Origin of the sequence: Pseudomonas sp. B3G-3 (assembly GCF_028640915.1) — a bacterium.
Taxonomy (GTDB): domain Bacteria; phylum Pseudomonadota; class Gammaproteobacteria; order Pseudomonadales; family Pseudomonadaceae; genus Aquipseudomonas; species Aquipseudomonas chlororaphis_I.
Map to the genome: position 1 here is coordinate 25,175 of NZ_JAQZAB010000058.1, position 8,665 is coordinate 33,839.

Consider the following 8,665-nt stretch of genomic DNA (forward strand, 5'->3'; position numbering starts at 1 on the left):
ATCCAAGACCTACAAGAGCCAGCAGATTCATGTCCGCGCACCCTCCATCCCCCCTCGAGCTCGAGTTCGCCAGGCGCTATGACCAGGCGCATGCGCGCGTCTGTGGCGACGAACGTCCGCTCGGGCTGGGGCGGCGCCTGTCGCTGTGGCGCGACGAATGGCTGGTCCGCCACGCGCTGAAGGTGGCGGGCGAGCCCGGGCTGATTCTCGACCTGGCCTGTGGCGCGGGGCGCTTCTGGCCGGTGCTGGGCGAACACGGTAATCGGGTGATCCTGGCGGCGGACCCGTCCCAGGACATGCTCAACCACGCCCAGACCCACCACCCGGCCGGCCTGCTCAGGCGGGTCAGGACTTTCCAGAGTTCGTCGTTCAGCATCGGCCTGTCGGCCAACGCGGTGGATTGCATCGTCTGCCTGCAACTGTTTCCGCATATCGCCAGCAGCGAGGCGCGCCTGGCGTTGCTGGGCGAGTTTCATCGGGTCAGCCGCGACTCGGTGATCCTCGCGGTGCGCATCGACAGTCGTCTCAAGGGGCTGCAGGACCGGCTGCTGGGCAACCACACCCGGCAACTGCAGCCTGAGCCATGGGGGCAGACCAGCCGGGCGCGGGTCGAGGCCGAGTTCAAGGACGCGGGATTCGAAGTGCTCAGCCACCAGGATTTCATTCCCGGTTGCGCCGCCTGGCGGGTTTACGTACTGCGCAAACAGGGTTAGCCGACGGCGGGCGGATTATTCTTGTGGCCGGGTGCCGATTTCGCGCAGGCTCTTGTCGAGTGAATGCTCAGAAATCGCCGAGGGCGATATATACTGCGCGCCATTCTTCAAGGGAGAGCCGTGTGGCCATCGATATTCACTGGATTCGCGACAACGATAGCCTCGGTCAATTCTGCACCGAGTGGCAGAAGCTGCCATTCGTCGCCCTCGACACCGAATTCATGCGGGTCGACACCTTTTATCCGATCGCCGGCCTGTTGCAGGTTGGCGATGGCCAGCGTGCTTACCTCATCGACCCCTTGACCATCGACGACTGGCAGCCGCTGGCGGCCTTGCTGGAGAACAGCGCGGTGGTCAAGGTGGTGCACGCCTGCAGCGAGGACCTCGAAGTCCTGCTGCGCCTGACCGGCAGCCTGCCGGCGCCGTTGTTCGACACGCAACTGGCGGCCGCCTACCTGAACCTGGGGTTCTCCATGGGTTACTCGCGGCTGGTCCAGGAAGTGCTGGGCATCGAGTTGCCCAAGGGCGAGACCCGCTCCGACTGGCTGCAGCGTCCGCTCTCGGAAACCCAGGTCAGCTACGCCGCCGAAGACGCCGTGCACCTGGCCGAGGTTTTCACTCAGCTGCGGCCGAAACTGTCCGAGGACAAATACAACTGGGTGCTGGAAGACGGCGCCGAGTTGGTGGCCAACCTGCGCCGCGAAGTCGACCCCTACGAGGTCTACCGCGAGGCCAAGCTGGCCTGGAAACTGTCCCGCGCGCAGCTGGCAGTCCTGCGTGAACTCTGCGCCTGGCGCGAGCGCGAGGCGCGGGCGCGGGACTTGCCGCGCAACCGGATCGTGCGCGAGCACTCGCTGTGGCCGTTGGCCAAGAGCCAGCCGGACAGCCTTGGCGCCCTGGCGAAAATCGAAGACATGCACCCGCGCACCGTGCGCCAGGACGGCGAGTTCCTGCTGGGCCTGATCAAGCGTGCCGCCAGCGTCAGCCCCGACCAGTGGCCGCCGGTGGTGCCCGAGCCCTTGCCGATGGACGCCTCGCCTCTGCTCAAGCGCCTGCGCGCCGTGGGCCAGGCCGAAGCCGAGCGCCTGGGCATCGCCCCGGAACTGATGCTGCGCAAGAAAACCCTGGAAAGCCTGCTCAAGAGCGGCTTCCCCAACGGACCCTACCAATTGCCCGATTCGCTGCGTGGCTGGCGCCGCGAATTGATGGGCCAGGCGCTGCTCGACAGCCTGGCCACCGCCGGAGAACAGCCATGAAACGTATCTGCTCGATCTACAAAAGCCCGCGCAAGAACGAGATGTACCTCTACGTGCTCAAGAGCGATGCCCTGGAGCGCGTGCCGGAAAACCTGCTGCTGGCGTTCGGCAAGCCGCAGCACGCCTTCGACCTGGTGCTGAGCCCGGAGCGCAAGCTGTCGCGCGAGGACATTCACCAGGTGCTGGAGAACCTCGAGAAGCAGGGTTACCACCTGCAGATGCCACCGGCCGAGGACGAGTACATCGAGCACCTGCCCGAAGAGCTGTTGCGCCGTAATGATCCGGTCTGACGGACACCTGTAGATGCCCTGTCCAGGGCATCGTTGAAAATGGAACTGACTCTATCTGGCGGCTGTCGCGATCGATGGAGCGATACTCCGTCGGCGGCCGCCTGCACCGTTTTGTAAGGTTTGAACCATGCGCGTTCTGATTGCCGAACACGATCACGCTATTTATGCCCGTTTGTTGCGTCAGCTGGCACCTGACCTGGAAGTGCTCACCAGCGGCGATTCCGCCGAACTGTCGAAGCTGGCCGCGGACTGCCCGGTCTGGCTCGGCCAGCCGGACCTGCTGGCCACCCTGTTGCGCCAGGGCCACCAGCCACAGTGGCTGCAATCGACCTGGGCCGGCATCACGCCGCTGCTTGCCGACGGCCTGCCGCGTCATTACCGGCTGACCCGCGCCGTGGGGATCTTCGGCCAGGTCATGGCCGAATACGTGCTCACCTACATGCTCGGCCACGAGCGCGAAGTCCTCGCGCGCCTGGTCAGCCAGGTCGAGCGCAAGTGGGATAACCGCACGGGCCAGAGCCTGGCCGGGCGCAAGGTGCTGATCGTCGGCGCGGGCGATATCGGCCAGAGCGTGGCGCAGTTCCTGCTGCCATTCGGCGTCGAGCTGTACGGCATCGCCAGCGAAGCCCGGGAGCAGGCGCCGTTTATCGAAGTGGCGGCCTTGGCGGACCTGGGACGTTTGGTCGGCGAGGTGGATTATGTGATCAACCTGCTGCCCAACACCCCGCACACCCATGACCTGTACGACGCGGCGCTGTTCAAGCAATTCAAGCCGACCGGCCTGTTCATCAACGTCGGTCGCGGTGTCGCGGTGGTCGATGCGGATCTGGTGGAGGCCCTGAAGGAAGGGCATCTGGCGGGGGCGGTGATCGATGTCTGCCGTCAGGAGCCGTTGCCGCAGCGCCATCCGTTCTGGACTGCCTGGGGCCTGCTGCTGACTGGCCACAGTTCGGCGCCGACTTCGCCGACCCTGATGGCGCAGCTGTTCATCGACAACCTGCAGGCCTATCAGGCCAATGCGGCGTTGCGTGGCGAAGTGGATTTCGCGCGGGGGTATTGAGGCGCTGCGCAGAGGGGGCTGATGCCGCCTTTTGCGTGGACCCTGTAGCCGCTGCCACAGGCTGCGATCGGCTCCGAAGGAGACGTGCTCTTGAGGGCCTCGGAAGGCCCTTCGGGCCTTATCGCAGCCTGCGGCAGCGGCTACAGGGATTGCAGCAGGCTTACAGGCTGAAGTCGCCTTCGGCCGCGGTTTCGCTCAGCGGGCGACGCGGGCTTGGCTCTTCGCGGGCCTGCAGGTATTCGGCGAGGCTCGCCTTGTCACCCAGCTTGCCGACGGCCACGGCGGCATGCAGGGCATAACCTTCTGGAATCTTCAGCTCCTTGCGGGTCAGTTCCTGGTCGAACCCGGCCATGCCGTGGGTGTGCCAGCCGCTGATGCTGGCTTGCAGCGCCAGATGGCCCCAGGCCGAGCCGGTGTCGAAGGTGTGCCACAGGGCCGGGGTTTCTTCGCTGGCGCCGGGCGCGGTGAAGGTGGTTTTCGAGATCACGATCACCAGCGCCGAGGCGTGCTGCGCCCAGCCACGGTTGAACTCGTTGAGCAGGCCGAGGAAACGTTCCCAGTTCGGCGTGTCGCGGCGCGCATACAGGAAGCGCCACGGCTGCGAGTTGTAGGCCGACGGCGCCCAGCGCGCGGCTTCGAAGAAGCTCAGCAGGGTTTCCTCGGGAATGGCCTCGCCGGTGAAGGCGCGCGGCGACCAGCGATCGGTGAACTGTGGGTGAATGGCGTACTCGGCAACGCGGGGATTGGCACTCATGACAGAGATTCCTGGCTACGTTTGAGAATGAAATGTGGATAAACCGGCGAGCGCAGTTGAACTGAGCAATGGGGTTTTTTCCTGGCCCTGGGCGGTTCACCGGTGCGACGCGGTCGAGCGTTAGGAGCTGAACGAAAAGTGGCTGCGCGCTGGGCGCCTTCGGCGCTACGCAGGTCATGCTGCGTTAAAAACAGGCTCGGAATGCTCATGTAGGCCCCTACAGTCGGGCGCGACCCCGACCGTTCCTCGCCTGTTTTTGCCTTGCCTGACCTTCGCTCGCCGACTTTTCGTTCAGCTCCTGGCACGCGGACATAGGGCTTTGCGACAGGCAAAGCTACTGCGCCGCATGCGGCCTGACAAGTAGTGCCTTACCGACAGTCGCCAGCGCTTGGCCCGCGCGGCCTTGGGCACTAGACTGGCGGCCTTTTCCTTGTCCGATACCGATTACCTGAGCCATGGCCGCCAAAGTTGAACCCTTCTGGATCCGTAAAACCCTCGAACAACTCGATCAGGAGGAGTGGGAGTCGTTGTGCGATGGTTGTGGCCTGTGCTGCCTGCAGAAGCTCGAGGATGAAGAAGACAACAGCGTCTACTACACCCGCATCGCCTGCAAACTGCTGGACCTGAAGACCTGCCAGTGCAGCGACTACGCCAACCGCCGCGCCTCGGTGCCGGATTGCATCCAGCTCACCCCGGGCAAGGCCGATGAGTTCAAATGGCTGCCGCCGACCTGCGGTTATCGCCTGGTCAGCGAAGGCAAGGACCTGCCGCTCTGGCACCATCTGGTGTGCGGTGACCGCGATGCGGTGCACCACGAGCGTATTTCCCAATCCGGACGCATGCTCGCCGAAGGCAGCGTGGCCGAAGAGGACTGGGAAGATCACCTGATTTTCCGCGCCGGCTGAAGGTACGCCGCGCTCGCGTTCAAGGTTGTTTCACGAAGGAGTGTGTATGGCTGTGGGGGCAAGGCTGGCGCTGGCCGGCTGGCTGCTGGTGCTCAGTGCGCCGGGGTGGGCGGCGAAAAAAGTCGATCTGGATTACCACGTGCGTCTGTTGCCGCAGAGCGACCAGGCCGAGGTGCGCCTGACCCTGGCGGACGGCGCGGCGGTGCGCAGCCTGGATTTCAACCTGGGCAAGCATGGCGATTACAGCAACTTCAAGGCCGATGGCCAATGGCAGTCCGACGCGGCCAAGCCTTCCGCGCTGCAGCGTGGCATATGGCGCCCGGCCAGCGGCAAGGCCAGCCTCAGCTACCGGGTGCGGATCAGCCACAGCCTGAAGAAAGACAGCTTCGACAGCCGCATGACCCCGCATTGGGCCCTGTTGCGTGGCGATGCGCTGGTACCGGCGGCGAAGCTCGACCAGCAGGACGGTATCGAGTTGGTGTCGCGCCTGGAGTTCGAGTTGCCCGCGGGCTGGAAAAGCGTGGAGACCGCCTGGCCGCGGATCGGCAAGAACCGTTTCCGTATCGATAACCCCGCGCGCCTGTTCGACCGGCCCACCGGCTGGATGCTGGCCGGCGCCCTGGGCAGCCGCCGTACCCGGCTGGGGGAAACCGAAGTCACGGTGGCCTCGCCGCAAGGGCAGGGCATGCGACGCATGGATGTGCTGACCCTGCTGACCTTCGTCTGGCCGCAGATCCAGGCGACCTTTCCCCGCCACCCAAGCAAGTTGCTGATCGTCGGCGCGGCCGACCCGATGTGGCGCGGCAGCCTGGCCGGACACGATTCGCTGTTCTTGCACAGCCGCCTGCCGCTGGTCAGCGAGAGCGGCACCAGCCCGCTGTTGCGCGAGGTGATCCAGGCCTTTGCCCGGATCAACGACAGCGAGCGCAGCGACTGGATCGGCGAGGGGTTGGCGGAGTACTACGCCATCGAATTGATGCGCCGCGCCGGCGGCATGAGCGACGAGCGTTATCAAGCCCTGGAGACTCGGCTGGCCAAGAGTGGCCACGGCGTCGGCAGCCTGCGCGGCGAGCAGGTGGACGCGTCGGTGGTGGCCAGGGCCGTGCTGCTGTTGCAGGAGCTGGATCGGGAGATCCGCCTGAAGACCCGCAACAAGCGTTCGCTGGATGATGTGACTCGGGCGGTGATGCATCTGGAGCGTGTCAGCACCAAGGAGTTTATCCAGCTCAGCGAGACGGTGCTGGACGGCTCGTCGAAGGTGCTCGACAGCGATTTGTTGCGCTAGTGGAATCGACCGCTTTGCGGTCATCGCGAGCAAGCTTGAACTGGCCTAATAATTCTGGACACCCCAATCGGGCGCTATGATGGCGCCCAAATCTGAGGTGTTTGGATATGCGTAATTCTTATTCGAGTGAGTTCAAGCTCAAGGCGGCCAGCATGGTGTTGGACGAGGGGCTATCGGTTCCCGAGGTCTGCGCCAGTTTGAGTGTTGGCCCTACGGCGCTGCGTCGCTGGGTTGAACAGGTTCGTCAGGAACGCCAGGGATCGACTCCGGTCGGGGCCAAGGCGATTACCGCTGATCAGCGAGAAATCCAACAACTCAAAGCCTTGCTCAGGCAAAAAGACCGGGATATCGAAATCCTAAAAAAGGCCAGTGCTCTCCTGCTGTTGGACGCCAAAGATCACTCTCGCTGATCGATGAGTTGGGTGAGCAGTACGGTGTCAACAAATGCTGCCGCGTGCTGGGAATCGGCCGCAGCAGCTTTTACGCCTGGCGCCAGCGCCAAGGCCGGGTGCGTCCCGAACGAGAGAAGCTCAAAGCCTTGCTGGTCAAGCACCACAAGGCCTCCAGAGCCTCTGCCGGCTCGCGTACCTTGGCCAAGGAGCTGCAAGCCAATGGGCATCGGGTCGGACGGTACATGGCTCGCAGCCTGATGCGAGAAGCCGGCATCGCCAGTCGTCAGCGGCGGCGCCACAAGTACAAGTCCTCCGGCGTGGAAGCGCTGGTGGCGCCGCATGTGCTCAAGCGTCAGTTTGAGGTCACGGCGATCAACCAGGTGTGGTGCGGCGATGTCACGTACATCAAGGTCGGCAAGCGCTGGCTGTATTTTGCCGTGGTTCTGGACTTGTTCGCCCGCCGGATCGTGGGCTGGTCGTTTTCGATGATCTCCGATGCCACGTTGACCTGCGAAGCCTTGCGGATGGCCGTCGAGCTACGGGGGCGCCCCAAAGATGTGCTGTTTCACTCCGATCAAGGTTGCCAGTACACCAGCCATAAGTTCAGAAATGAGCTGCTGGAACATGGGCACCGGCAAAGCATGAGTCGTAAGGGCGAATGCTGGGACAACGCCCCGATGGAGCGTTTCTTTGGCAGTTTGAAATCGGAGTGGGTACCCGAAACAGGCTACGGCTCGGAGCATGAGGCCCGAGTGGACGTGCAGCGCTACATCACGCGCTACAACAGCATCAGGCCTCACAGTTACAACGACTATTGGTCGCCGGTGGCGATGGAGAAACTGGCGGCGTAAACCGTAATCGGTGTCCAGGATTACTTGACCAGTTCAGCTTCGCTCCTACAGGGCAGCACAGCTTTTGTAGGAGCGAAGCTTGCTCGCGATAGCGTCCTGTCATTCAACACGAGTTTCGCGTCCGACTATCAGACCCCGGCCTTGGGCGATTTCAGCGAATCGTTGCCTGTCGCGGTACGCTTCGCCGCCTCGGCATTGGCCTTGAGGGTTTTCAGCTCCGCGCCGGCGCGCTCGATCTTCGCCCGCACGTTCTGCATGTCCTGGCGGCTTTTCTCCAGCAGGCTTTTCGCCGAGCTGTGGCCGGTGATGCCACGGGCCAGGGCGACCCCGCCGATGGCCACCTGGATCAGGCCGAACACACCGCCACGGCGCAGGCCCTTGCCGACCATCACCACGCCGCCGGCCAGCGAGCCGATGCGCTCCCAGCCTTGTACGTTCTGCTCCGCCGGGCTCTGGAAAGGGGTGGTTGCGATGGGTTCCAGTTGTTTGCTGTCGCTCATGATCTGTCTCCAGGGGGGATGGATATAAAGCTGACTGCGCTGGCGCGTCGCTTGTTCCATCGAATGTGCCGCGAACTCGGAACAGCGCTTAAAACTTAGGACCGGAGCGGGTGTTGTTGCCCTTGGCCAGGCGGTCGTAGAGCACCACGTTGACGGTGGCGGCGAGGTTCATGCAACCGGTGGTCGGGATGTAGACCACGTCTTCGCACCAGTCACGGATGTCCTTGTCCAGGGAGCCGTCTTCCGGGCCGAAGATGTACAGCGCGCGATCCGGATGGGTGTACTCCGGCAGCGAGCGGGCACCTTCCACCAGTTCCACCGCCACCGGCACGCAACCCAGGGGCAGGATCTTCTTCAGGTCGTCGATGCCGATCAGCGGGATGTCCTGGTGGACTTTCTTGGTGTCGGTGACGAAGTCGCGGGCCCGTTCATAGCGCTTGCCGGTGTAGAACACCGACGCGACGCCATAGCAGCCGGCGGCGCGCATCACCGAACCGACGTTCTCCGGTGACTTGGGGTTATACAAACCAATGCAGCTGTACCTTTTGTTTGCCACGAGCGGGGTGCCTTCGAGAAAAATCGCGATTATACGGGGATTGTCGGCCGGCGGTTGGATCCGGCAAATGCATCGCGGGCAAGCCGCGCACCCGCAGGATCAG

At 63.8% G+C, this 8,665-nt stretch carries 10 protein-coding genes; 7 read left to right on the top strand and 3 right to left on the bottom strand.

Going from position 1 to position 8,665, the window contains the following annotated elements:
* Nucleotides 1–29 precede the first annotated feature (29 nt).
* The 4 genes from PVZ80_RS02255 (at nt 30) to PVZ80_RS02270 (ending at nt 3,319) form a co-directional block, all read left to right on the top strand.
* Nucleotides 30–713 (top strand): class I SAM-dependent methyltransferase, encoded by a 684-nt coding sequence (locus PVZ80_RS02255; RefSeq protein ID WP_028681864.1) that lies wholly within the window; start codon nt 30–32, stop codon nt 711–713.
* A 122-nt stretch (nt 714–835) separates the two neighbouring features.
* The gene (gene rnd, locus PVZ80_RS02260; RefSeq protein ID WP_009047565.1) at nt 836–1,969 is read left to right on the top strand and encodes a ribonuclease D; all 1,134 of its coding nucleotides are present in this window, start codon (nt 836–838) and stop codon (nt 1,967–1,969) included.
* Nucleotides 1,966–2,259, top strand: coding sequence for a YcgL domain-containing protein (locus tag PVZ80_RS02265; protein WP_009047566.1), 294 nt, complete (start codon nt 1,966–1,968; stop codon nt 2,257–2,259). Before rnd ends, PVZ80_RS02265 begins: the two co-directional genes overlap by 4 nt.
* A gap of 127 nt (nt 2,260–2,386) precedes the next feature.
* On the top strand, nt 2,387–3,319 hold the full coding sequence (locus PVZ80_RS02270; RefSeq protein ID WP_028681865.1) for a D-2-hydroxyacid dehydrogenase: 933 nt from the start codon (nt 2,387–2,389) through the stop codon (nt 3,317–3,319).
* Nucleotides 3,320–3,479: 160 nt separating this feature from the next.
* Here the strand turns inward: PVZ80_RS02270 and PVZ80_RS02275 are convergent, their stop codons facing one another.
* A complete protein-coding gene (locus PVZ80_RS02275) occupies nt 3,480–4,073 on the bottom strand; it encodes a nitroreductase family protein (RefSeq protein WP_009047568.1) in 594 nt (197 codons plus the stop codon).
* 455 nt (nt 4,074–4,528) lie between these two features.
* Between PVZ80_RS02275 and PVZ80_RS02280 the strand changes: the two genes are divergently transcribed.
* The 3 genes from PVZ80_RS02280 (at nt 4,529) to PVZ80_RS02290 (ending at nt 7,506) form a co-directional block, all read left to right on the top strand.
* Nucleotides 4,529–4,978 carry a YcgN family cysteine cluster protein gene (locus PVZ80_RS02280; protein WP_007926912.1) on the top strand — a complete coding sequence of 150 codons (450 nt, stop codon included), beginning with the start codon at nt 4,529–4,531 and terminating at the stop codon, nt 4,976–4,978.
* 46 nt (nt 4,979–5,024) lie between these two features.
* A complete protein-coding gene (locus PVZ80_RS02285) occupies nt 5,025–6,263 on the top strand; it encodes a hypothetical protein (protein WP_124307869.1) in 1,239 nt (412 codons plus the stop codon).
* A 107-nt stretch (nt 6,264–6,370) separates the two neighbouring features.
* Nucleotides 6,371–7,506, top strand: a protein-coding gene (locus PVZ80_RS02290; protein WP_273863380.1) for an IS3 family transposase whose coding sequence is annotated in 2 segments (ribosomal slippage) — nt 6,371–6,620 and nt 6,620–7,506 — 1,137 coding nt in all. Because the reading frame shifts where the segments join, the coding sequence is not laid out codon by codon here.
* A gap of 128 nt (nt 7,507–7,634) precedes the next feature.
* On the opposite strand, the gene PVZ80_RS02295 is transcribed toward PVZ80_RS02290, so the two are convergent.
* Together PVZ80_RS02295 and PVZ80_RS02300 are read right to left on the bottom strand one after the other, a co-directional pair.
* Nucleotides 7,635–8,006, bottom strand: a complete 372-nt coding sequence (locus PVZ80_RS02295) for a YgaP family membrane protein (RefSeq protein ID WP_009047570.1) — start codon at nt 8,004–8,006, stop codon at nt 7,635–7,637.
* Between the two features lie 88 nt (nt 8,007–8,094).
* Nucleotides 8,095–8,562: an RNA methyltransferase gene (locus tag PVZ80_RS02300; RefSeq protein ID WP_007926908.1), complete on the bottom strand. Its 468-nt coding sequence runs from the start codon at nt 8,560–8,562 to the stop codon at nt 8,095–8,097.
* Nucleotides 8,563–8,665 lie beyond the last annotated feature (103 nt).

Bases quoted from the DNA above. Each gene is read 5' to 3' on its own strand.
- PVZ80_RS02255 (WP_028681864.1), top strand. From the start codon at position 30: ATGTCCGCGCACCCTCCATCCCCCCTCGAGCTCGAGTTCGCCAGGCGC.
- PVZ80_RS02265 (WP_009047566.1), top strand. From the start codon at position 1,966: ATGAAACGTATCTGCTCGATCTACAAAAGCCCGCGCAAGAACGAGATG.
- PVZ80_RS02270 (WP_028681865.1), top strand. From the start codon at position 2,387: ATGCGCGTTCTGATTGCCGAACACGATCACGCTATTTATGCCCGTTTG.
- PVZ80_RS02275 (WP_009047568.1), bottom strand. From the start codon at position 4,073: ATGAGTGCCAATCCCCGCGTTGCCGAGTACGCCATTCACCCACAGTTC.
- PVZ80_RS02280 (WP_007926912.1), top strand. From the start codon at position 4,529: ATGGCCGCCAAAGTTGAACCCTTCTGGATCCGTAAAACCCTCGAACAA.
- PVZ80_RS02285 (WP_124307869.1), top strand. From the start codon at position 5,025: ATGGCTGTGGGGGCAAGGCTGGCGCTGGCCGGCTGGCTGCTGGTGCTC.
- PVZ80_RS02295 (WP_009047570.1), bottom strand. From the start codon at position 8,006: ATGAGCGACAGCAAACAACTGGAACCCATCGCAACCACCCCTTTCCAG.